Raw genomic sequence first — 21,572 nt, 5'->3', positions numbered from 1 at the left:
TACTCGTTCCATGAGCACCACGGAGCGTCCCAGGATCCTCGTTGTAGGAGGTGGGTACGTAGGCCTGTACGCAGCCAAGCGCATCATGAAGAAGATGCGCTACGGCGAGGCGACCGTCACGGTCGTCGACCCGCGCTCGTACATGACCTACCAGCCCTTCCTCCCTGAAGTGGCCGCAGGCAGCATCTCGCCTCGGCACGTCGTCGTCCCGCTGCGACGCGTGCTGCCCAAGGCGGAGGTCCTCACCGGCCGGGTCACGACCATCGACCAGGACCGCAAGGTCGCCGTCGTCACGCCGCTGGTCGGCGAGGCGTACGAGCTGCCCTTCGACTACCTGGTGATCGCGCTCGGCGCCGTCTCCCGCACCTTCCCGATCCCCGGCCTGGCCGAACAGGGCATCGGCATGAAGGGCGTCGAAGAGGGCATCGGTCTGCGCAACCACGTGCTGGAGCAGCTCGACAAGGCCGAGTCCACGACGGACGAGAACGTCCGCCGCAAGGCCCTCACCTTCGTCTTCGTCGGCGGCGGCTTCGCCGGCGCGGAGACCATCGGTGAGGTCGAGGACATGGCCCGCGACGCCGTGAAGTACTACACCACCATCAAGCGCGAGGACATGCGCTTCGTGCTGGTGGACGCGGCCGACAAGATCCTTCCCGAGGTCGGGCCGAAGCTCGGCACCTGGGGCAAGGAGCACCTCGAGTCCCGCGGCATCGAGATCTACCTGAACACCTCCATGGACTCCTGCGTGGACGGCCACGTGGTGCTGAAGAACGGCCTCGAGGTCGACTCCAACACCATCGTGTGGACCGCCGGCGTGAAGCCCAACCCGGCGCTCGCCCGCTTCGGTCTGCCGCTGGGCCCGCGCGGCCACGTGGACGCCGAGCCGACCCTCCAGGTCAAGGGCACGGACTACATCTGGACCGCCGGCGACAACGCCCAGGTTCCCGACATGGCCGCCCGCAAGGCCGGCGTCGAGAACGCCTGGTGCCCGCCGAACGCCCAGCACGCGCTGCGCCAGGCCAAGGTCCTCGGCGACAACGTCATCTCGGGCATGCGGGGCTTCCCGCAGAGCGAGTACTCGCACTCCAACAAGGGTGCGGTGGCGGGCCTCGGCCTCCACAAGGGCGTCGCGATGATCGTCATGGGCAAGATGAAGATCAAGCTCAAGGGCCGGCTCGCCTGGTACATGCACCGTGGCTACCACGGCATGGCCATGCCGACCTGGAACCGCAAGATCCGCGTCTTCGCCGACTGGACCCTCGCGATGTTCCTCAAGCGCGAGGTCGTCTCCCTCGGAGCCCTGGAGACCCCGCGCGAGGAGTTCTACGAGGCCGCCAAGCCGGCGCCGGCCCCGGCGGCCACCGCCGCCCCGGCCGCCAAGGCCAAGGCCTCCTGACCCGGCGCGCTCCGGCAGGATCCTGAGCACGACCAGCACGTCCCCGAAGGGGCTGCCCGCCATCCGTGGTGCGGGCGGCCCCTTCGGCGTTCCCCCGGATTGTCCGGTGCCGGAACTGGGTAGGTCGTTCGGTCGAAACTTCTGGAGGTGCCCACCATGACCGACGCCGCGCCGCGGCTGGCCGCTCTTGCCGAGACCCTGCTGGGCACACCCCTGCCCGTCCGCGTACGAGCCTGGGACGGGAGCGAGGCCGGTCCGCCGTCCGGACCCATTCTGGTACTGGCCAACCGGCGCGCCCTGCGCCGTGTGCTGTGGAAGCCCGGGGAGCTCGGACTGGCCCGCGCGTGGGTCGCCGGAGACCTCACCGTCGACGGCGACCTCTTCGAACTGCTGGACCGGGTCGCCGGGTTGCTCTGGGAGTCGGACCCCGCGCCCGCCCGCCCCGCGGTGGAGCCCCTCGTCGGCCTCGGCAAGCTCGCCGCCCTGCGCCCCCACCTGCCCGCCCGGGCCGCCGCCGCCTCCGGCTCGGCCGCCCTGCTGCGCGACCCGGAGGCCCGGGCCGCCCTCCGCGAGCTCGTCGCCCTGGCCCGACCCTGGCCCGCGCCCGCCCCGCCGCCCGAGGAGGCCGTCCGACGCTCCGGGGCCCGCCACACCAAGGGCCGCGACCGCGAGGCCATCAGCCACCACTACGACGTCGGCAACGAGTTCTACGAGCGGGTGCTCGGCCCGTCGATGGTGTACTCCTGCGCCTACTGGAGACCCGGCGGCACGCTGGAGGAGGCCCAGCGGGACAAGCTCGACCTGGTCTGCCGCAAACTCGCCCTGAAGCCCGGACAACGCCTGCTCGACGTCGGCTGCGGATGGGGCTCCATGGCCCTGCACGCGGCCCGCGAGTACGACGTCCAGGTCACCGGCATCACCCTCTCGCGCGAGCAGGCCGCGTACGCCCGCAAGCGGGTCGCGGAGGAGGGCCTGGCCGACCGGATCGAGATCCGGATCCAGGACTACCGGGACGTCAAGGACGGCCCCTACGACGCCATTTCCTCGATCGGGATGGCCGAGCACGTCGGCGCCGAACGCTACCGCGAGTACGCCCGCACCCTCCACGCGCTGCTGCGCCCCGGCGGACGACTGCTGAACCACCAGATCGCCCGCCCTCCGGAGCCCGACGAAGAGGCCTACCGGATCGACGAGTTCATCGACGCCTACGTGTTCCCCGACGGGGAGCTGTCCCCGGTCGGCGGCACCGTGGGCGAACTGGAACGCGCCGGCTTCGAGGTGCGCGACGTCGAGGCGCTGCGCGAGCACTACGCACTCACCCTGCGGGCCTGGGTCGCCCGCCTGGAGCGGCACTGGGACGAGGCCGTGCGCCTGACCTCGCCCGGCCGGGCCAGGGTATGGCGGCTGTACATGGCGGCCTCCGCGCTCGGCTTCGAACACAACCGGCTCGGGGTCAACCAGGTGCTCGCCGTCCGGCCCGGCCCGAGGGCCGAATCGGGGCTGCCGCTGCGCGCCCGGGAGTGGGGCGCACCGCAGGCCCCGTGAAGCGGCGGACGACGACGAAGGGCCCCGCGACGGTGAACGTCGCGGGGCCCTTCGCCCTGTGGCCCGCCAAGGCCTGAGGCCCGGGTCCTCGGCCGGGCTACTCGGTCTTGATGGCGGTCAGCATGTTCAACCGGGCGGCGCTGCGGGCCGGCCACATGGCCGCCAGCACGCCCACCACGCCGGCGAGCAGCAGGAAGATGCCGATCCGGTCCCACGGCAGGACCAGCGCGTAGTCGGGCACCGTCTCGGTGAGGGTGGAGCCGACCGCCCAGGCGAGGAAGATGCCGATGGCGACACCGAGGACCGCGCCGAAGAGCGAGATGACCACGGCCTCCAGACGGATCATGTTCTTGACGCGGCTGCGGTCCAGGCCGATCGCCCGCAGCATGCCGATCTCCTGCGTCCGCTCGAAGACGGACATGGCCAGGGTGTTGACCACGCCGAGCACCGAGACGATCAGCGCCATGCCGAGCAGGCCGTACATGACGTTCAGAGCGGTGTTGATCATGCCGCCCATCTCGTTGCGCATGTCCTGCTGGGTGGCGATGGAGATGGCCGGGTTGTTGCCGAGGGCGTCGAGGACGGCCTTCTCGCCGGCCTTCGACTCGCCGCCGACGGCGTTGACGTACACCTCGGGGATGTACGGGTTCTCGGTGTGCGGGCTGAGGATCTTCTCGTCGAGGACGTACGGGGAGAGCAGGCCCTCCAGGTCCTTGTAGACCGCGCCGACCTTCAGCGAACCCTTCTTGCCGTCGTCGTACATCACCTGGAGGGTGGAGCCGACCGTCAGGCCCTGCTCCTTTGCCGTCTTCTCGGCCACCGCCACCTCGCCCTTGGCGAGGCTGTCCAGCGAGCCGGTGACCACGTCGATGTTGAGCAGGTCGCCGATGGCCTTCGGGTTGACGCCCGAGGCCGCCTTGAAGTCCTCACCGATCTTCAGGCTGTCGGCCCGCTGCGGGGAGACCGCCTTGATGCCGGGCGCCTTGGCCAGGGCCTCGGCGACGGACGCGTCCAGGCTGCCGCCACCCATGGCCATGGAGACCTTGTAGTCGGCCTTCAGCTTGTCGGTGCTCATCCGGTCCACGGCCTTGCCCATGGTGATGCCGAGCACGGACAGGGCGGTGACCAGGGTCAGGCCGATGGCGAGGGACGCGGCGGTGACGGCGGTGCGGCGCGGGTTGCGCACGGCGTTCTGCGCGGCCAGCTTGCCCGGTACGCCGAAGACCTTCTCCAACAGCGGTCGCACGGCGGCGATCAGCGGCCGGGACAGCAGCGGGAGCAGCACGATCAGGCCGATGAGGATGAAGAAGGCACCGCCGCCGATCAGGTAGCGGCCGTTCTCGCCGCTCACGGACACGCCGCCCAGGGCCATCGCGAAGCCGACGAGGCTCAGGACGCTGCCGCTGATGTTGCGCAGGAGCAGGGACTTGGCGTCGGCCGGCAGGTGGGCGCTGCCCATCGCGGCGACCGGGGGGATCCGGCCGGTGCGCCACGCGGGGAACACGGCCGCCACCGTGGTGACGAAGACGCCGATGACGAGGGCCGCGATGATCGTCGCCGGGGCGATGACCAGGTCACCGGCCGGGATCTTGGCGCCGATGGAGTCCATCAGGGACCGCATGCCGATCGCCAGGCCGATACCGGTGACCAGGCCGATCGCGGAGGAGATCAGACCCACGACCAGGGCCTCGCTCAGGACCGAGCGCACGACCTGACCGCGCTTGGCGCCGACGGCGCGCAGCAGGGCGAGTTCCTTGGTGCGCTGGGCGACCAGCATGGTGAAGGTGTTGTAGATCAGGAAGATGCCGACGAAGAGCGAGATCCCGGCGAACACGAGCAGCATCGTGCTCATGCCGCTCATCTGGGCCTTGATGTCCTTGGCCTGCTCCTTGGCGAGCTCGGCGCCGGTCTGGGCCCGGGTGTTCTTCTCGTCGAGCAGCGGCTTGATGTCGGCCAGCAGTTGGTCGGAGGAGGCGCCTGCCGCGGCGCTGACGGACAGCTCGTCGAAGAAGCCCGGCTTCAGGTACAGCTGTTGGGCGGTGGCCGTCTCGAAGAGGACGAGGCTGCCGCCGGCGTTGACCTGGCCGTCCTCGGTGGTGAAGACACCGCCGAGGACGTACTCCTTCACCGGGCCGTTGGTGGCGACGCGGACTTTGTCCCCCACCTTGTAGTTGCCCTTGGTCGCCGTCTCCTTGTCGAGGGCGATCTGGTTCGCGGCGGTCGGACCGGCGCCTTCGACGAACGCGTAGGACGGGTCCTGGCCGCCCTTCGCCGGGGCGAAGTTGGAGCCCCGGTTGGCCCAGCCGTCGCCGATGAGCTTGCCGTTCTCGTCGCCGACGCCGGCGAAGCCGGAGACCCGGGCGGAGACGGTGTCGACGCCCTTGACGGCCTTGACCTTGTCGACGGTCTGCCGGCTGATGCCGGGGTCGCCCTCGCGGGCACCGTCCTCGTTGCGGCCCGCGCCCCACGAGGTCACGGAGACGGCGACTTTGTCGAAGCTCTTGGCGGACTGGCCCGAGAGGGCCTTGCCGAGGGTGTCGGTGAACACGAGCGTGCCGGAGACGAAGGCGACGCCGAGGGTGACGGCGAGCACCGTCATCAGCAGTCTGGCCTTGTGCGCGAGCACGTTGCGCAGGGCGGTACGGAACATGGTGGAGGATCCAGGTGTCGGGGGCCGGCGGAGGACGTGCGGAGGGGCGGTCCCTCAGCTGGTGCGGCCCTTGGCGTCGAAGGCCTTCATGCGGTCGAGCACCCCGTCGGCGGACGGGTCGATCATCTCGTCGACGATCCGGCCGTCGGCGAGGAAGATGACGCGGTCCGCGTAGGAGGCGGCGACCGGGTCGTGTGTGACCATGACGACGGTCTGGCCCAGCTCGCGGACCGAGTTGCGCAGGAAGCCGAGGACCTCGGCGCCGGAGCGCGAGTCCAGGTTTCCGGTCGGCTCGTCACCGAAGATGATCTCGGGGCGGGAGGCTAGGGCGCGGGCGACCGCCACGCGCTGCTGCTGGCCGCCGGAGAGCTGGGTCGGGCGGTGCCCGAGCCGGTCGGAGAGACCGACCATGGAGATCACGGAGTCCAGCCACTGCTTGTCGGGCTTGCGGCCCGCGATGTCCATGGGGAGCGTGATGTTCTCCAGAGCGGTCAGCGTCGGCAGCAGGTTGAACGCCTGGAAGATGAAGCCGATCTTGTCCCGGCGCAGCTGCGTCAACTGCTTGTCCTTCAGGGAACCCAGCTCGACGTCGCCGATGCGCACGGAGCCGGCCGAGAAGGTGTCCAGACCGGCGACGCAGTGCATCAGCGTCGACTTGCCGGAGCCGGACGGGCCCATGATCGCGGTGAACTGGCCGGCGGCGAAGTCGACGGACACGTTGTCCAGCGCGACCACCTGGGTCTCGCCCTGGCCGTACACCTTGGAGAGCTGGGTGGCGCGGGCGGCCACGGCCTGGGTGGTGTGCGGGGCGTAGTTCATGGTGGTCACGGGGACTCCTGTCGAGCATGGGTGCTGCGGTGTGGCGGGACCCTTCCATCCTCGCCGCGCACCACCCCGCTCCGGATCAGCCGAGGTGCCCGTTCATGGGCCCACTGGAGTCTGATCGCCGGCGCGGGGTTCTCCTCCTCTGGTATGACAGGGGCGGTCGGGGAACGGGGCCTCGCCGGCGGGCCCGGGCGGGCCCGGGGGCCGCTCCGGAACGCCTTGCGGTGCCGGGGGGAGCCTCTCGCGGATCTCTCGGGGATCTCTCGGGGTCGGCCGTCCGTCGACCACCGCGCCGGCCGTTGCGGGGCGCGGGGTGGTCCGGGGTGGCGGGCCGGTGGCGACCGGGTGGCGTGCGGCGGCGAAATCCCGTCATTCCCATCGCGGGGGTGATCGTCGTCGGGAAGGTGCCGACAACGCCTTATCGGGCCTGACGGGCTCTCAAGCGCCAATAAAATCAGACAACATCGGGCAGAAGCCCAGGTCGGGGCAGGGGCGTTCCGGATAGGCTCGACGCAGCGTTGAAGGCTTTTTCCACGGGGGCCGCCACGCCCTGCCCGGATGGTGGAATGCAGACACGGCGAGCTTAAACCTCGCTGGCCCTCGGGCCGTGCCGGTTCAAGTCCGGCTTCGGGCACGACCACGCTCTGTGCGGACGGGAAACACACGAACGGCGGGAGTGCCCTGGGGGCGCCCCCGCCGTCGTGCTGTCCGGGGCGCGGGCGCGATCATCCGAGGGCCCGACTCCGCCCGCCGCGAGCCCCGTTGGCGGTCCTGCCGGACGGGGCGTCGGGGGCGTCCGTGAGTCCGTTCGCCGGCGGGGCCGTTCCTTCGCGAGTCCGTCGCGAGTGTGCCGTGAGCGCGCCGTCAGTGCGTCGTGAGTCCGTCGTGGTCCGTTCGTTCGGGGAGGCCTCGCCCAACGCCCGCTGCCGTGACGGTGGTTGGGCGCCCGCCGGCCCGGAGTGTGTCGGGGGCGTGGCGAGATGCCTCGGCCCGGGGTGTGTCGGGTGAATGCGGGCGGGCGCGGAGGTGGCGCGGAAAAGCGGCCTTTCGGGAGTGCCGGAATGTCCCGCGATTCGTGAGACGGCGATTAGCCGGGCGTTTCGGAGCGGGGATATCGGGCGATACGCGGGACGCGCGGATCAAGGGCGGAGCGAACCGGCGGCCGGCCCGCTCCGGAAGGGCGTGACGGCCGGTCCGCAGGCACCGGAAGCCTTGCGGCCGTAAGCTCCGACGTCCTGGTCGCCCCGCGCGGGCCAGGGGTCCCGCTTGCCCTTTTTGGGCTCCTGTGAGAGGGGGAAAGATCCTCCTCCAGCAGTAGGGTGATTCCTTTGCGAGCGCATTACTCTTGTTGCTAAGGCCGCGCACGGTGGCCATGGAGGAGTGAGATGAGGAGCAGTAACCCGGTCTTCTCGCGACGGGGGTTCAGCCGCGACAACGGCGGCTACGCGGGCTTCGACGCGCAGCAGGCGCAGGCCGGGACCGCGACCAACCCGTACGCGACGAACCCTTACGCCGCAGACCCCGCCACGGGGATGCCGCAGGCGCCGGTGCGTTCCGGTGCGATGACCATCGACGACGTCGTGAGCCGTACGGCCATGACGCTCGGCGTGCTCACGCTCACCGCGACCATCGCCTGGCTCGCCCTGCCGGTCGACGCGGCCAACCTGAACAAGTCGTACGGCATCGCCGTCGTCGCGATGCTCATCGCGTTCGGCCTGGCGCTCGTCCAGTCCTTCAAGCGCAAGGCCTCGCCGGCGATCATCCTCGCCTACGCGGCCTTCGAGGGCGTCTTCCTCGGTGTCATCAGCGCCGCGGTCAGCACCTACATCGGCTCCGGCGTGGTCATCCAGGCCGTGCTCGGCACGCTCTGCGTGTTCGCCGGCGTGCTGTTCGCGTACAAGATGCGCTGGATCCGCGTCACCCGCCGCTTCTACGGCTTCGTGATGGCCGCCGCCATGGGCTTCATGCTGCTCATGGTCGTCAACCTGCTCTTCTCGGTCTTCTCGGGCGGCGACGGCCTGGGCTTCCGCAGCGGCGGCCTCGGCATCCTGTTCGGTGTCATCGGCATCATCCTCGGCGCCTGCTTCCTCGCCCTCGACTTCAAGCAGGTCGAGGACGGCGTGACGTACGGCGCCCCGCGCGAGGAGGCGTGGCTGGCGGCCTTCGGCCTCACCACGACCCTGGTCTGGATCTACCTGGAGATGCTGCGGCTCTTCTCGATCCTCTCCGGCGACGACTAGTCGTACCGGTCATCCGCCCGGGCGAACGCCCACACGGCATCAGGAAGGCCCCGCGAGCACTCCGCTCGCGGGGCCTTCCCGTGTCTCGTGGGGGATGCGGAGCCGGTCGGGGACTCGGGGCGGGGGCAGGGGCAGGGACGGTGACAGGGTTTCAGCCCAGTCTGCGGGCGGCCCTGCGCAGGTCGTACTCGTGGATGATCGCCTTGGCCTGGCCGTACGACAGTTCGTGCGCGCCGCGCAGCCAGCTCACCTTCTCCTCGAACCGGACGAGGGAGGGGCCGTCGTCCACGGTGCGGAGCCAGTCGGAGAGTTCACGACCGGTGGTCAGGGGGATTCTGTCGATCATGTTGCGGTGTGTCTGCTCGGAGAACTCTACGGACATGGGCGCCTCCGGAGGTATCGCCGTGTTCTCTTCACGACACCGTGCCTCAGCGTTCGCTCGTTGGCAATGGTGCCCGGGCGGCGCGTAAGGTCGGCCGGGTGCTCGATACCTCGCCCCTGACCCTCGTGGTCGAACGTTTCGCCGACCGGCTGCGGGCCGCACCGCAGAGCCGACTCCAGCGCGGCGCCGCCGCCGAGGCGCTGGAACTGGCCCGCGAGTTGGCCGTACGGGCCCAGCGGCTGGAGAGCGCCGCAGGCGCCGCGGGAGCGGGGGCGGCTCCGGAGCGCGTCGTGCCGGACGCGGGCATCTTCGTCGTCGGGGACCAGGTGGCGGTCGCCGGCCTGGACCTCGCGGAGGCGCTGCGCGCCACCACCGCCGCACCCGCCCCGGACGACGCGAAGGCCCCGTCCGCGATGCTGGACGAGGCCGTGCGACTGGTGGAGCAGGCGGAGATCAGAGCGATGCGATGACGCGGTCCGCGAGGATGTACACGTTGCTGTCGGGGTCCTCGGCGTCACCGCAGGAGAAGGTCAGCGCGTAGGCGCCGGAGATTCCCGAGCCGCCCAGCAGGACCGGCGCGGTGCCCGAACGCAGGGCCTCGGAGAGCCGCTCGGCGGTCTCCCGGTGCCCCGGGGTCATACAGAGCGTGGTGCCGTCCGTGAAGACGTACACGTCCAGGGTGCCCAGCGGGCCCGGACGGACGTCCGCGAGGGCCGTACGGGCCTCCGCGAGCTCCTCCAGGCGGTTCACCGTGCGCTCGTGGTCCGCTCCCGGGTGGGAAGCCTGCGCCGGCACGAAATCGGGGTGCGAGGGGTGGCGCCGGCGGGCCGCCGCCAGCTCGGGGGAGTCCTCGGGGTACTCGTCGAGGAGCTCGTCGCCCAGGAGCGGCTCCAGGCCCACCATGTCCGCCTGCCGGGGCAGGAAGACCGGGTTCTCCTCGCCGAGGCCCGGCAGACCGCCGAGCAGCGAGGGGGCGTCGGCGGCGTCACGGGCCTCCTGCGCGGCCCAGAAGGCCCGCGCCTCGGCCAGCTCGCGCTCGCGCTCCTCGGCGAGCGCTTCGGCCACGGCGGCTCGTATCTCCGACGCGGGGGACTCGACGGCGCTGCGGGCATGCGGGACGGTCGCACCGCGCGGGTGCGACGACACGACGAGCTCACCGCGCAGGGCCGTGACCTGCTTTCGCAGTCCGTGTACGGCGTGCAGCGCAGCGGCGCCCACGGCCGTGGCAGCGGCCGTGGTCAGCAGCAGGGCAAGAGACATGGCGCTCACTGACTAACTCCCGGTTGATTCGATCCCCCGACTTCCTACATCAGCTTGACCTCTGCTGGGAATGGCAGGCAGTGCATTACGTCATGAATTGGACAGGTCTTTGGGCCCTGGGGCGTGTGGTGGGTAGGGCCTGACCTGCACAAATGCCAAACCCCCGGGACAAAGGTCACATCCTGGGGGAGATTCGGTCACAGCTCGGCCGCGACGGGATTAGATTCGGCGTCAGTACGACGGGCGGCATCCGGCCGAAATCCTTACGGCGCTTGGGCCCCGGGCTTGATCAGGTATGCGCCGGCCCGCATGGGGAGCCTTCGAGGCCGTCGCGCAGCGTTCCGAGGCCACTACGGCACGGCCTGATCGCTTTTCGCCCCCGACCCGCTTCGAGCGCCCCCACCGGTGACCGGACGGAGCGAAGGGGCCCCCTCGACACGAAGGGGCCCCGGTTTCGTCGCCACGGGCCGGTGGGTCGTCTCCGACGGACCCCTACCCGCCGCTCCGGCTCAGCTCAGACGCTCGATCACCATGGCCATGCCCTGGCCGCCGCCCACGCACATCGTCTCCAGACCGAACTGCTTGTCGTGGAACTGCAGGCTGTTGATCAGGGTGCCGGTGATGCGGGCACCGGTCATCCCGAACGGGTGACCGACGGCGATGGCCCCGCCGTTGACGTTCAGCTTCTCCAGCGGGATCTCCAGGTCCCGGTAGGAGGGGATGACCTGGGCCGCGAAGGCCTCGTTGATCTCGAACAGGTCGATGTCGTCCACCGTCAGGCCGGCCCGCTTCAGGGCCTGCTTCGACGCCTCGACCGGGCCCAGACCCATGATCTCGGGGGAGAGGCCGGTGACACCGGTGGAGACGATGCGGGCCAGCGGGGTCAGGCCCAGCTCGCGCGCCTTCGTGTCGCTCATGATCACCAGCGCCGCGGCGCCGTCGTTCAGCGGGCAGCAGTTGGCGGCCGTGACCAGGCCGTCCGGGCGGAAGACGGGCTTCAGACCCTGGACGCCCTCCAGCGTGACCCCGGCGCGCGGCCCGTCGTCGGTGGAGACGACCGTGCCGTCCGGGGTGGTGACCGGGGTGATCTCACGGGCCCAGAAGCCGTTCTTGACGGCTTCCTCGGCCAGGTTCTGGGAGCGGACGCCGAACTCGTCCATGTCCGCGCGGGTCACGCCCTTGGCGCGGGCCAGGTTCTCGGCGGTCTGACCCATCGCGATGTACGCGTCCGGGACCAGGCCGTCCTCGCGCGGGTCGTGCCACGACGCGCCCTCGCTCTGCGCGACGGCCGCGGTACGGGCCTCGGCGTCGGAGAAGAACGGGTTGTGCGTGTCCGGCAGGCCGTCCGAGGAGCCCTTCACGGACCGGGAGACCATCTCGACGCCCGCCGAGATGAACACGTCGCCCTCGCCCGCCTTGATGGCGTGCAGCGCCATGCGGGAGGTCTGGAGCGAGGAGGCGCAGTAGCGGGTGATCGTCGTGCCGGGCAGGTAGTCCATGCCCATCTGCACGGCCACGATGCGGCCCAGGTTGTGGCCCTGCTCGCCGCCGGGAAGACCACAACCGAGCATCAGGTCGTCGATCTCGCGCGGGTCCAGCCCGGGAACCTTGGCGAGCGCGGCCTGGATCACCGTGGCGGTCAGGTCGTCCGGGCGGACGTCCTTGAGGGACCCCTTGAAGGCGCGCCCGATGGGCGAGCGGGCGGTGGAAACGATGACGGCTTCGGGCATCGGGGCTCCAAGGGGGTGCGTTGCGGCTCATGTCGGACCGCATGTGAAGTTACCGGCCCGTACGGTCGAGGTCACCGGCCTCGGCATGTGATGAGGGCCGCACTGCGCTCACCGCGGGTCCCGCGGGCCGGATCCGGACGCCGTGCCCGACCGGACCCCCGAGCCGCTCGGAGGCCCGCCAGGACCCCGAGACCAGAGGCCCGGCACGACCCTGAAAAGGGCTGCCTACGCGCCCGTCCGGCTGCCGGAGAGACCCGCCGGGGCCTCCCCCTCGCCCGGCTGGCCGATGTCCGGATCGGTCGGCACCCGCCGCCGACGCCGGTGCTTGAGCAGGGCCCACGGGCCCCGGGCCGCCGTGACCTCCGTACCGGCCTCGCCCGCCGCGGCGGACGCCGCCTTCGCCACCGGCAGCATGTCCTCGTCGCGGGAGACGTCGAGGCGGTCGGACTCCGGCCACAGACCCAGCGCCGCGCACAGCGTCGGCAGCACGGCCATCGCGGCGGTCGCGTACCCCTCCGCCGACGGGTGGTAGGAATCCGGGCCGAACATCTCACGTGGGTTCGCCGCGAACTCGGGACCCAACAGGTCCCCCATCGAGACCGTACGGGCGCCCAGGGCGAGGACACCGATCGTCTGCGCGGCGGCCAACTGGCGCGAGACCCGCCGGGCCAACATGCGCAGCGGCTGGTAGACGGGCTCGATCGTGCCCAGGTCAGGACAGGTGCCGACGACGACCTCGGACCCCGCCAGCCGCAGCCGACGCACGGCCGCGGTGAGCAGCCGGACCGACTGGGTGGGCGGCATCCGGCGCGTCACGTCGTTCGCACCGATCATGATCACGCAGACGTTCGGGGCCGGCGCTCCCGACTCCACTCCGTCGAGGAGGAGACCCACCTGCCGGTCGAGATCGTCCGACATGGCCCCCGACAGGGCCACGTTGCGCAGCTCCACCGGCCGCTCCGCCACCGCCGCCAACCCCGACGCCAGCAGGGCGCCCGGGGTCTGCCGGGCCCGCCGCACCCCCAGCCCGGCAGCCGTGGAGTCGCCCAGCATGCCCATCCGCAGCGGCCCCGGGCTCAGCTCGGGCCCGCCGAACTCACTCCCGTACAGGCCGTCCGCACGCGGCGGATCCGGCAGCCCGGTGCCCACCGTCCGCTTCGCGAACTGCACCTCCGCCAGCACCAAACCCACCGCGGCGGCCCCGACGAGCCCCAGTCCGCCCCCGCCGTACGCCGCGCCCGCCGCGATCCGGCGGGCCGTCCTCGCCCTGGACACCCTTCAACCACCTCGCTTCCCTGCCTGGCCTCGAAGACCTACCTGCCCCGTAGTGCCGGTCGGTCAATCCCTTTCCGCATACTCTGGCCGGACCTCCCGGAGAACCCGTGGAGTCCCCTCCTTGGAGAACATGGTGCAATTCCACGACTCGATGATCAGCCTCGTCGGCAACACCCCGCTGGTGAAGCTCAACCGTGTGACCGAAGGGCTTCAGGCGACCGTCCTGGCCAAGGTCGAGTACTTCAACCCCGGCGGTTCGGTCAAGGACCGCATCGCCGTCCGGATGATCGAGGCCGCCGAGCAGAGCGGTGCCCTCAAGCCCGGTGGCACCATCGTGGAGCCGACCAGCGGCAACACCGGTGTAGGACTCGCCATCGTGGCCCAGCAGAAGGGCTACAAGTGCATCTTCGTCTGCCCTGACAAGGTGTCCATGGACAAGATCAATGTGATGCGCGCGTACGGCGCCGAGGTCGTGGTCTGCCCGACCGCCGTCGACCCCGAGCACCCGGACTCCTACTACAACGTGTCCGACCGCCTCGCGCGCGAGCCCGGCGCCTGGAAGCCCGACCAGTACAGCAACCCGAACAACCCCCGTTCGCACTACGAGACCACCGGCCCCGAGCTGTGGGACCAGACCGACGGGAAGATCACCCACTTCGTCGCGGGCGTCGGCACCGGCGGCACCATCTCCGGCACCGGCAACTACCTCAAGGAGGTCAGCGGCGGCCAGGTCAAGGTCATCGGCGCCGACCCCGAAGGCTCCGTCTACTCCGGCGGATCCGGCCGCCCCTACCTCGTCGAAGGCGTCGGCGAGGACTTCTGGCCGACCGCCTACGACCCCAACGTGACCGACGAGATCATCGCGGTGTCCGACAAGGACTCCTTCCAGATGACCCGCCGCCTCGCCAAGGAAGAAGGCCTCCTCGTCGGCGGCTCCTGCGGCATGGCCGTCGTCGCCGCGCTGCGCGCCGCCGAAAGCCTCGGCCCGGACGACGTCGTCGTCGTCCTGCTCCCCGACAGCGGCCGCGGCTACCTCAGCAAGATCTTCAGCGACGAGTGGATGGCCGGACACGGCTTCCTCGAGGAGGCGGGCCCCTCCGCGCGCATCGGCGAGGTGCTCAAGGACAAGGACGGCGGCATCCCCTCCCTCGTCCACATGCACCCCGAGGAGACCGTCGGCGAGGCCATCGACGTCCTGCGCGAATACGGCGTCTCGCAGATGCCGATCGTCAAGCCGGGCGCCGGCCACCCCGACGTGATGGCCGCCGAGGTCATCGGCTCCGTCGTCGAGAAGGAACTCCTGGCGGCACTCTTCGCCCAGCGGGCCTCCCTCGGGGACCCGCTGGAGAAGCACATGAGCGCCCCCCTGCCGCAGGTCGGATCCGGCGAACCGGTCTCCGAACTGATGGCCGTCCTCGGCGAGGCCGACGCGGCGATCGTGCTGGTCGAAGGCAAGCCCACCGGCGTCGTCAGCCGCCAGGACCTCCTGGCGTTCCTCGCCAAGGGCGCGAAGTAGGCACGACGCTCAAACGGTACGGGCCCGACACGTGACGGCAGCACCGGCTTAACACGGATCCGGCACAGTGGTGGTTGTCGGCGAGAACGCGCAACGCTCCTCGCCGGCCCACCGACTGGTGTCGGACCGGCTCCGGAGCGGCTCCCGGACCGAGACGACGCCATGGACGCGGACGGCCCTGACCCGGCCCGTGTCCATCGCGGGGACCGCCGTCGTCCCGCCCCCGGGCAACCGGGGTGCGGCGGTCCCCGCGCTTACGCTCCCCCCCTTTTGCGGGCTCGGTTCGCCTCCGGGGCGCTTGCAGCCCGACTCACAGGCTCCTACGTGCTCATACCGCTCGTTCCTCGCGGTCTTCCGCGCGAGGAGCCTGTTCCCCGGGCGCGCCCCTTCGGCTCACTCGCCCTTGGAGCGGAGGGACTTGGTCGCGTGGACGAAGTTCACCGCCACGATGCCCGCCCACGCCACCAGCAGCCCCTTGAACCCGGTCTGGACGGCGGCGATCGCGGAGAGCGGGATCGCCAGCACCAGCGTGATGATGGCGAACCCGAAGCGTTCCCCGAAGTTGGTGTCCGAGGGCGCCGTGCGGTGGTCGCCGCGGGCCGCCGCCAGACGTTCCTCGGCCAGGCGCCGGCGCAGCTGGACGTCCACCTTCTCGACGAACGAGTCCACCAGCGCGGACTCGTACTCGGGCCCCAGCTCCCGTCGCGCGTCCAGCGTCGCGTCGAGTTCCTTCTTCAGCTCTTGGCGCTCCATGCCCCCAGGCTAGGCAGCGCGGGCGCCCCCGGCACTGGGGCTAGCCCCCGTCTCGCGGAGCGGCCGGCGGCTTGCCGTCCTGCATAACCGCATGCAGAGTGCTCGGTGACTGAATATTCACCGGGACGGGGACGGAGGGGACGGGATGAACGACAGCCCGGCCGCGCGGCTGCAGAAGCTCTTCGAGGGGCACCGGCTGACGCCGACGCAGCGGCGGATCGCGCACTGCATGGTGCGCGGGGCGGCGGAGGTGTCCTTCCTGTCGAGCGTGGAGCTGGCGGAACTGGCCGGGGTGAGCCAGCCGTCCGTGACCCGGTTCGCGGTGGCGCTCGGCTTCGACGGGTACCCGGCGCTGCGCCGACACCTGCGCGAGGTGGCGCCGCCCGCCGGGCAGGGCGAGGGCGGCAGCGCGGACGCGTACAACGAGTACCAACAGGCCGTCCAGGGCGAGATCGAGAACCTGCGCCGGCTGTCGGCGATGCTCGCGGATCCCGCGCCGGTCGTGGAGGCGGGGCGGCTGCTCGCGGGATCGACCCCGCTGCCGGTGCTCGGTCTGCGGGCCGCGTCCTCGCAGGCGCGCGGGTTCGCGTACTTCGCCGCCAAGGTCCACCCCGACGTGCGGCTGCTCGACGAGGGCGGCTCCATGCTGGCCGACCGGATCGACGCGGCCGTGACCGCCGGGGCGTCGGCGCTGCTGTGCTTCGCGTTGCCCCGGCATCCGCGGGAGGTCGCGGAGGCGCTCGAACACGGGCGGGCGGCCGGGCTGACCGTGGTGACGGTCGCCGACTCGGCGTTCGCCCCCGTGGCCCGCCACAGCGACCTGCTGATCCCGGCGCCGGTCGGAACCGGGCTGGCCTTCGACACGGCGTGCGCGCCGATGCTGCTGGGCCGGGTGCTGCTGGAGGCGATGGCGGACGCGCTGCCGGACGCCCAGGCACGCCTGGAGGCCTTCGACGCCCGGGCCGCGGCGCGCGGGCTGTTCGTCGAGTAGGGACACGCGGAGGTCGGGCCGGGCCTGCGCTCAGCGGTAGTCGAGCTCGGCGAGCTCGGTGGCGAGACGGTTGCGCAGCACCGGGACGCGGCCCAGGACGGGCAGCGCAGTGTTGCGCACGGCCCGCAGGACAGGATTGCGGGTGGTCGCGATGCGGGTCATCCGGTCGGTGAAGGCCACCACCCGCAGGGCGACGGGGCGGCGCGTCGCCTCGTACGCGTCCAGCCGGCCGTTGGTCAGGGCCCGGCCGAGGGCGTGGGCGTCCTGGATGCCGGTGTTCATGCCCTGGCCGCCGGCCGGGCTGTGCACGTGGGCGGCGTCCCCGGCGAGCAGGATCCGTCCGGCCCGGTAGCGGTCGGCGACCCGGTGGTGGACGTGGAACCGGGAGGACCACAGGACCCCGGTGACGCGGGCCTGGCCGGGCGCGCGGTCGTCCAGGAGCGCCTGGACGAAGCCGAGTTCCGGTTCGGCGGGCGCCCGGTCCACGGTGGCGACGATCCGGTGGCGCCGGCCGTCCTCGCCCGGCAGTGGGGCGACCACGGTCAGTCCCGCCGCGCCGAAGGTCAGCGAGACCTCCCGGCGGCCCGGCGCCCAGTCCATGGTGACGTCGGCGAGGGCGAAGGACTCCTCGTACGAGCTGCCGGTGAAACCGATCCCGGCCGCCTCGCGGACGACGCTGTGCATCCCGTCGGCGCCCACGACGTGGTCGGCGCGCAGGGTCTCGCCGGTCGCGGTGGTCAGGGTGACGCCCTGCTCGTCCTGGGTGACCTCGGTGACCTCGTACGGGCGGTGGACCTCGCCGCCCAGCACGCGCAGCCGGTCGAGCAGCACCGCCTCGGTCTCGTACTGGGGAACCATCAGCGCATACGGGTGGGCGGTCCGCAGCCCGTCGAAGGGGATCGAGGTCAGGACGCGGGCGCCGTCGCGGATCCGGAACCGGGTGACGGGGATGCCGCGACCGATCAGTTCGGCGGAGAGCGCGCCGGACGGGTCCAGCTCGTCGAGGACCTCCAGGGTGCGGGCGTGGACGACGGCGGCGCGGGAGGTGTTGGCGCCTTCCGCCTGCCGGTCCAGGAGCACGAAGTCGATGCCGGCCCGGGCGAGGGTGACGGCGAGCGCGAGGCCGGTCGGGCCGGCGCCGACGACGGCGACCTCGGTGCGGGCGGGGAGTGCGGGACGGGTCACGGGATGCCTCCTCCGGGATGCCAACGGTTGTTGGCCAACGTCTGTTGACTTCAGGGTGCGCCTGCTTCGGTGGCATGTCAACGATCGTTGGCCTACATTCGTTGACATGGCAGCACACGAGGTGGGGAGCAGGGGCGCGCAGACCAGGGCGGCGATCCTGCGGGCGGCGCGCGAACGGTTCGCCGCACAGGGATACGAGCGCACGACGATCCGGGCCGTCGCCGCCGACGCGGACATCGACCCGTCGATGGTCATGCGGTACTTCGGCAACAAGGAGAAGCTGTTCGACGCGGCGCTGGCCGTGGACCTGCGCTTGCCGGACCTGGGCGCGGTGCCGGAGTCGGACCTGCCGCAGGCGCTGGTGCGCCACTTCGTCGAGCGGTGGGAAGGCGACCCGTCCGACGACGCGCTCCTGGTGCTGCTGCGCTCGGCCGTCACGAACGAACGGGCCGCGCAGCGGATGCGGGACACGTTCGCCGGGCAGGTCGCGCCCGCGCTGGCCGCCGTACTGGGCCCGGAGCGGGCGGCGCGGGTGGCCGGCCTGGTCGCCGCCCAACTGCTCGGGCTGGGCCTGGCCCGCTACCTGCTGCGGCTGCCGGGGGTGGTGTCGCTGAGCGCGGACGCGGTGGTCGCCGGACTGACCCCGGCGGTGCGCGCGACGCTCGCCGAGGCAGGCTGACCCCCGGACCCCCGCGGTTTCAGAGGAGGGCGTCCGGGTGCGCGCCGCCCGCCTCGGCGACGATCGCGGACAGCGGCTGCGCCGGGCGGACCGGGGCGAAGCGGACCGCTCCGGCGGCGTCCACCGTGAAGCCGTGGATCGCCGGTCGGGGGAGGCTGTTGTAGCCGTGGTGGGCGGTGAAGAAGTACGCGCCGGTGTCCGGGACGGCGATCAGGTCCCCCGGGGCCAGTTCCGGCAGCTCCCGCGCCGTGGCCAGCAGGTCCCCCGCGAAACAGGCCGGGCCCGCGACGTCCTGGGGGACGGGGGTGCCGGTCTTGGGGAAGCCCTTCGCGTCGTACGGGAGGATCCGCAGCGGCCACGCCGCCGGGGCGTACACCGTGCGGGTGGCGACCTGGACCCCGGCGTGCGTGACGGCGATGGGGCGGCCGCCGGTCGCCTTCGTGTACTCCACCCGTGCCAGGACGAGCCCGTGCTTGGCCGTCAGTGAGCGGCCGAACTCCGTGACCAGGCCGTAGGCGCCCGAGAACAGGCCGGGCGCGGCGGACCGCAGGGCCGCCACGTACTGCGCGTACGTCGGTGTCTCGGCGTCCGAGGAGAAGTTCACCGGCAGGCCGCCCCCGATGTCGAGGGTGTCGACCTGACGGCGCCCGGCCGCCGCGTTGATCTCCTCGGCCAGGGCGTACAGCTCCCGCACCCCCTCCGCGATCAACGGCAGGGGCACGCCCTGGGAGCCCGAGTGGGTGTGCAGCCGGGTCAGCCACGGCCGGTCCGCGTACGCCCTCAGCAGCCACTCGCGCGCCCCCGGGTCGCGCAGCGGGACGCCGAACTTCGAGGTGGCCGTGGCCGTGGACAGGGCGTCGATGGCGCCCGCGCCGGTCTGCGGGTTGATCCGTACGCCGATCGGGGAGCGGGTGGGGGCGGCCGCGACCAAGGCGTCGATGCGGCGCAGCTCCTGCCCGTTGTCGGCGTTGACGGCGATGCCCAGGGCGAGAGCCTCGCGGAGTTCCGCCGGGGTCTTGGCGGGGGAGTCCAGCACGGTGTGTTCCGCCGCGACCCCGGCCGCCCGGGCCAGGGCCAGCTCGCCGGGGCTCGCCACCTCGCAGCCGACCCCGACCGAGGACAGCAGCCGGAGCACGGGCACCAGGGGGCAGGCCTTCACCGCGAAGGCGTGCAGGACGGGGGCGCCGGCCGGCAGGGCGTCGGCGAACGCGCGGGTCAGGGCGCCGGCCGACGCGCGGATCCCGGCGGTGTCCAGCAGGCAGACCAGCGGTTCCGCGTCGAGGAGGCCCTGCCGTGCGGCGGCCCGTACGGCCCGGTCCCGGCGGGTGGCGGCGCTCTGCGCGTGCGTGTCGGCGGCCATGTCCGCCATCCCATCATCCGACGGGGCCGGCCGCAGCTGTTGACTGAATCTATTCAGGACGCAAGGATGTGAATGGATTGACCCACACCGGAGGAGGCACCGCCATGTCAGGACCCCGCCCCGTACGGGCCGCGCGAGGCACCGAACTCAGCACCCTGGGATGGCAGCAGGAGGCCGCGCTGCGGATGCTCCAGAACAACCTCGACCCCGAGGTCGCCGAGCACCCCGACAAGCTCGTCGTCTACGGCGGCACCGGCAAGGCCGCGCGCGACTGGCGCTCGTACGACGCCATGGTCCGCACCCTGCGGACCCTGAAGCAGGACGAGACGATGCTCGTCCAGTCCGGCCGCCCCGTCGGCGTGATGCAGACCCACGAGTGGGCGCCGCGCGTCCTGCTCGCCAACTCCAACCTGGTCGGCGACTGGGCCAACTGGGAGGAGTTCCGCCGCCTGGAGCACCTCGGCCTCACCATGTACGGGCAGATGACCGCCGGCTCCTGGATCTACATCGGCACCCAGGGCATCCTCCAGGGCACCTACGAGACCTTCGCCGCCGTCGCCGCGAAGAAGTTCAACGGCACCCTCGCGGGCACCATCACCCTCACCGCCGGCCTCGGCGGCATGGGCGGCGCCCAGCCGCTGGCCGTCACCATGAACGACGGCGTCGCGATCTGCATCGACGTCGACCCGCGCGCCATCGACCGCCGCATCGAGCACCGCTACCTCGACGTCAAGGCCGACAACCTGCGCCACGCGCTCCAGCTGGCCGTCGAGGCCCGCGACGCCCGCAAGCCGCTCTCCATCGGCCTGCTCGGCAACGCGGCCGACCTGCTGCCGCAGATGCTCGCCGAAGGCGCCCCGATCGACATCGTGACGGACCAGACCTCCGCCCACGACCCGCTCGCCTACCTCCCCGTCGGCGTCGACTTCGACGACATGGCGGACTACGCGGCCAAGGACCCGGCGGGCTTCACCACCCGCGCCCGCGAGTCCATGGCCACGCACGTCGAGGCCATGGTCGGCTTCATGGACGCCGGCGCCGAGGTCTTCGACTACGGCAACTCCATCCGCGGCGAGGCCCAGCTGGCCGGCTACGACCGCGCCTTCGCCTTCCCCGGCTTCGTCCCCGCCTACATCCGGCCGCTGTTCTGCGAGGGCAAGGGCCCCTTCCGGTGGGCCGCCCTGTCCGGCGAGGCCTCGGACATCCACAAGACCGACAAGGCGATGCTGGAGCTCTTCCCGGAGGCCGATTCTCCTCAAAACGCGTCCCTGCACCGCTGGATCAAGATGGCCGGCGAGCGCGTCCACTTCCAGGGCCTGCCCGCCCGCATCTGCTGGCTCGGCTACGGCGAGCGCGACAAGGCCGGCGAGCGCTTCAACGAGATGGTCGCCGACGGCACCCTGGCCGCCCCGCTGGTCATCGGCCGCGACCACCTCGACTGCGGCTCGGTGGCCTCCCCGTACCGCGAGACCGAGGCCATGCTCGACGGCTCCGACGCCATCGCGGACTGGCCGCTGCTCAACGCCATGGTCAACGTCGCCTCCGGCGCGTCCTGGGTCTCCATCCACCACGGCGGCGGCGTCGGCATGGGCCGCTCCATCCACGCCGGCCAGGTCACCGTCGCGGACGGCACGAAGCTCGCCGGCGAGAAGATCCGCCGCGTCCTGACCAACGACCCGGGCATGGGCGTCATCCGCCACGTCGACGCGGGCTACGACATCGCCGAGTCGGTGGCCGACGACCGCGGCGTCCGCGTCCCCATGCGCGAGGGCGACGACGCGTGAG

Annotated in this window: 17 protein-coding genes and 1 tRNA gene; 9 read left to right on the top strand and 9 right to left on the bottom strand. The window is 71.7% G+C overall.

What is annotated here, in order from left to right; genetic code table 11:
• Positions 1-10: 10 nt before the first annotated feature.
• The gene (locus OTB19_RS02125) at positions 11-1,396 is read left to right on the top strand and encodes an NAD(P)/FAD-dependent oxidoreductase (protein WP_267796190.1); all 1,386 of its coding nucleotides are present in this window, start codon (positions 11-13) and stop codon (positions 1,394-1,396) included.
• 156 nt (positions 1,397-1,552) lie between these two features.
• Positions 1,553-2,941 carry an SAM-dependent methyltransferase gene (locus OTB19_RS02120; protein WP_267796189.1) on the top strand — a complete coding sequence of 463 codons (1,389 nt, stop codon included), beginning with the start codon at positions 1,553-1,555 and terminating at the stop codon, positions 2,939-2,941.
• 97 nt (positions 2,942-3,038) lie between these two features.
• Here OTB19_RS02120 and OTB19_RS02115 read toward each other — a convergent pair whose 3' ends face one another.
• A complete protein-coding gene (locus OTB19_RS02115) occupies positions 3,039-5,591 on the bottom strand; it encodes an ABC transporter permease (protein ID WP_267796188.1) in 2,553 nt (850 codons plus the stop codon).
• Between the two features lie 54 nt (positions 5,592-5,645).
• Positions 5,646-6,410, bottom strand: coding sequence for an ABC transporter ATP-binding protein (locus OTB19_RS02110; RefSeq protein ID WP_267796244.1), 765 nt, complete (start codon positions 6,408-6,410; stop codon positions 5,646-5,648).
• 558 nt (positions 6,411-6,968) lie between these two features.
• Between OTB19_RS02110 and OTB19_RS02105 the strand changes: the two genes are divergently transcribed.
• Positions 6,969-7,050, top strand: a tRNA-Leu gene (locus tag OTB19_RS02105).
• 751 nt (positions 7,051-7,801) lie between these two features.
• Complete coding sequence (locus OTB19_RS02100; RefSeq protein ID WP_267796187.1) at positions 7,802-8,656, top strand: Bax inhibitor-1/YccA family protein; 855 nt, start codon at positions 7,802-7,804, stop codon at positions 8,654-8,656.
• Positions 8,657-8,807: 151 nt separating this feature from the next.
• On the opposite strand, the gene OTB19_RS02095 is transcribed toward OTB19_RS02100, so the two are convergent.
• Positions 8,808-9,038, bottom strand: a complete 231-nt coding sequence (locus tag OTB19_RS02095; protein WP_053681451.1) for a DUF4287 domain-containing protein — start codon at positions 9,036-9,038, stop codon at positions 8,808-8,810.
• A 98-nt stretch (positions 9,039-9,136) separates the two neighbouring features.
• On the opposite strand from OTB19_RS02095, the gene OTB19_RS02090 reads away from it, so the two are divergent.
• A complete protein-coding gene (locus tag OTB19_RS02090; protein ID WP_267796186.1) occupies positions 9,137-9,508 on the top strand; it encodes a hypothetical protein in 372 nt (123 codons plus the stop codon).
• Here OTB19_RS02090 and OTB19_RS02085 read toward each other — a convergent pair.
• The 3 genes from OTB19_RS02085 to OTB19_RS02075 form a co-directional block, all read right to left on the bottom strand.
• The gene (locus OTB19_RS02085; RefSeq protein WP_267796243.1) at positions 9,492-10,298 is read right to left on the bottom strand and encodes a hypothetical protein; all 807 of its coding nucleotides are present in this window, start codon (positions 10,296-10,298) and stop codon (positions 9,492-9,494) included. The two genes, OTB19_RS02090 and OTB19_RS02085, sit on opposite strands and share 17 nt — an antisense overlap.
• Positions 10,299-10,807: 509 nt before the next feature.
• Positions 10,808-12,028, bottom strand: a complete 1,221-nt coding sequence (locus OTB19_RS02080; RefSeq protein WP_267796185.1) for an acetyl-CoA C-acetyltransferase — start codon at positions 12,026-12,028, stop codon at positions 10,808-10,810.
• Between the two features lie 225 nt (positions 12,029-12,253).
• Positions 12,254-13,303, bottom strand: coding sequence for an SGNH/GDSL hydrolase family protein (locus OTB19_RS02075; protein WP_267796184.1), 1,050 nt, complete (start codon positions 13,301-13,303; stop codon positions 12,254-12,256).
• A 133-nt stretch (positions 13,304-13,436) separates the two neighbouring features.
• Here OTB19_RS02075 and OTB19_RS02070 point away from each other — a divergent pair, with 133 nt between their 5' ends.
• A complete protein-coding gene (locus OTB19_RS02070; protein WP_267796242.1) occupies positions 13,437-14,819 on the top strand; it encodes a cystathionine beta-synthase in 1,383 nt (460 codons plus the stop codon).
• Positions 14,820-15,212: 393 nt separating this feature from the next.
• On the opposite strand, the gene OTB19_RS02065 is transcribed toward OTB19_RS02070, so the two are convergent.
• Positions 15,213-15,572, bottom strand: a complete 360-nt coding sequence (locus tag OTB19_RS02065) for a hypothetical protein (protein ID WP_267796183.1) — start codon at positions 15,570-15,572, stop codon at positions 15,213-15,215.
• Positions 15,573-15,717: 145 nt separating this feature from the next.
• On the opposite strand from OTB19_RS02065, the gene OTB19_RS02060 reads away from it, so the two are divergent.
• Positions 15,718-16,563 carry a MurR/RpiR family transcriptional regulator gene (locus tag OTB19_RS02060; protein ID WP_267796182.1) on the top strand — a complete coding sequence of 282 codons (846 nt, stop codon included), beginning with the start codon at positions 15,718-15,720 and terminating at the stop codon, positions 16,561-16,563.
• Positions 16,564-16,593: 30 nt separating this feature from the next.
• On the opposite strand, the gene OTB19_RS02055 is transcribed toward OTB19_RS02060, so the two are convergent.
• The gene (locus OTB19_RS02055) at positions 16,594-17,748 is read right to left on the bottom strand and encodes an FAD-dependent oxidoreductase (protein ID WP_267796181.1); all 1,155 of its coding nucleotides are present in this window, start codon (positions 17,746-17,748) and stop codon (positions 16,594-16,596) included.
• 106 nt (positions 17,749-17,854) lie between these two features.
• Here OTB19_RS02055 and OTB19_RS02050 point away from each other — a divergent pair, with 106 nt between their 5' ends.
• The gene (locus tag OTB19_RS02050) at positions 17,855-18,427 is read left to right on the top strand and encodes a TetR family transcriptional regulator (protein WP_267796180.1); all 573 of its coding nucleotides are present in this window, start codon (positions 17,855-17,857) and stop codon (positions 18,425-18,427) included.
• Positions 18,428-18,446: 19 nt separating this feature from the next.
• Here the strand turns inward: OTB19_RS02050 and OTB19_RS02045 are convergent, their stop codons facing one another.
• Positions 18,447-19,787 (bottom strand): diaminopimelate decarboxylase, encoded by a 1,341-nt coding sequence (locus tag OTB19_RS02045; protein ID WP_267796179.1) that lies wholly within the window; start codon positions 19,785-19,787, stop codon positions 18,447-18,449.
• Between the two features lie 104 nt (positions 19,788-19,891).
• Here OTB19_RS02045 and hutU point away from each other — a divergent pair, with 104 nt between their 5' ends.
• Positions 19,892-21,571 carry a urocanate hydratase gene (hutU, locus tag OTB19_RS02040; protein WP_267796178.1) on the top strand — a complete coding sequence of 560 codons (1,680 nt, stop codon included), beginning with the start codon at positions 19,892-19,894 and terminating at the stop codon, positions 21,569-21,571.
• The last annotated feature ends 1 nt before the right edge of the window (position 21,572 follow it).

Source organism: Streptomyces sp. H27-H5, assembly GCF_026627505.1.
In the GTDB taxonomy this organism is placed as follows: Bacteria; Actinomycetota; Actinomycetes; order Streptomycetales; family Streptomycetaceae; genus Streptomyces.
The sequence above is the reverse complement of the archived record's forward strand: the minus strand, read 5'-3'. Positions and strand labels throughout refer to the sequence as shown.

Excerpts from the sequence above, each read along its gene's own strand:
- OTB19_RS02125 (WP_267796190.1), top strand. The coding sequence starts at position 11 with ATGAGCACCACGGAGCGTCCCAGGATCCTCGTTGTAGGAGGTGGGTAC.
- OTB19_RS02120 (WP_267796189.1), top strand. The coding sequence starts at position 1,553 with ATGACCGACGCCGCGCCGCGGCTGGCCGCTCTTGCCGAGACCCTGCTG.
- OTB19_RS02115 (WP_267796188.1), bottom strand. The coding sequence starts at position 5,591 with ATGTTCCGTACCGCCCTGCGCAACGTGCTCGCGCACAAGGCCAGACTG.
- OTB19_RS02110 (WP_267796244.1), bottom strand. The coding sequence starts at position 6,410 with ATGAACTACGCCCCGCACACCACCCAGGCCGTGGCCGCCCGCGCCACC.
- OTB19_RS02100 (WP_267796187.1), top strand. The coding sequence starts at position 7,802 with ATGAGGAGCAGTAACCCGGTCTTCTCGCGACGGGGGTTCAGCCGCGAC.
- OTB19_RS02095 (WP_053681451.1), bottom strand. The coding sequence starts at position 9,038 with ATGTCCGTAGAGTTCTCCGAGCAGACACACCGCAACATGATCGACAGA.
- OTB19_RS02085 (WP_267796243.1), bottom strand. The coding sequence starts at position 10,298 with ATGTCTCTTGCCCTGCTGCTGACCACGGCCGCTGCCACGGCCGTGGGC.
- OTB19_RS02080 (WP_267796185.1), bottom strand. The coding sequence starts at position 12,028 with ATGCCCGAAGCCGTCATCGTTTCCACCGCCCGCTCGCCCATCGGGCGC.
- OTB19_RS02065 (WP_267796183.1), bottom strand. The coding sequence starts at position 15,572 with ATGGAGCGCCAAGAGCTGAAGAAGGAACTCGACGCGACGCTGGACGCG.
- OTB19_RS02060 (WP_267796182.1), top strand. The coding sequence starts at position 15,718 with ATGAACGACAGCCCGGCCGCGCGGCTGCAGAAGCTCTTCGAGGGGCAC.
- OTB19_RS02050 (WP_267796180.1), top strand. The coding sequence starts at position 17,855 with ATGGCAGCACACGAGGTGGGGAGCAGGGGCGCGCAGACCAGGGCGGCG.
- OTB19_RS02045 (WP_267796179.1), bottom strand. The coding sequence starts at position 19,787 with ATGGCCGCCGACACGCACGCGCAGAGCGCCGCCACCCGCCGGGACCGG.
- hutU (WP_267796178.1), top strand. The coding sequence starts at position 19,892 with ATGTCAGGACCCCGCCCCGTACGGGCCGCGCGAGGCACCGAACTCAGC.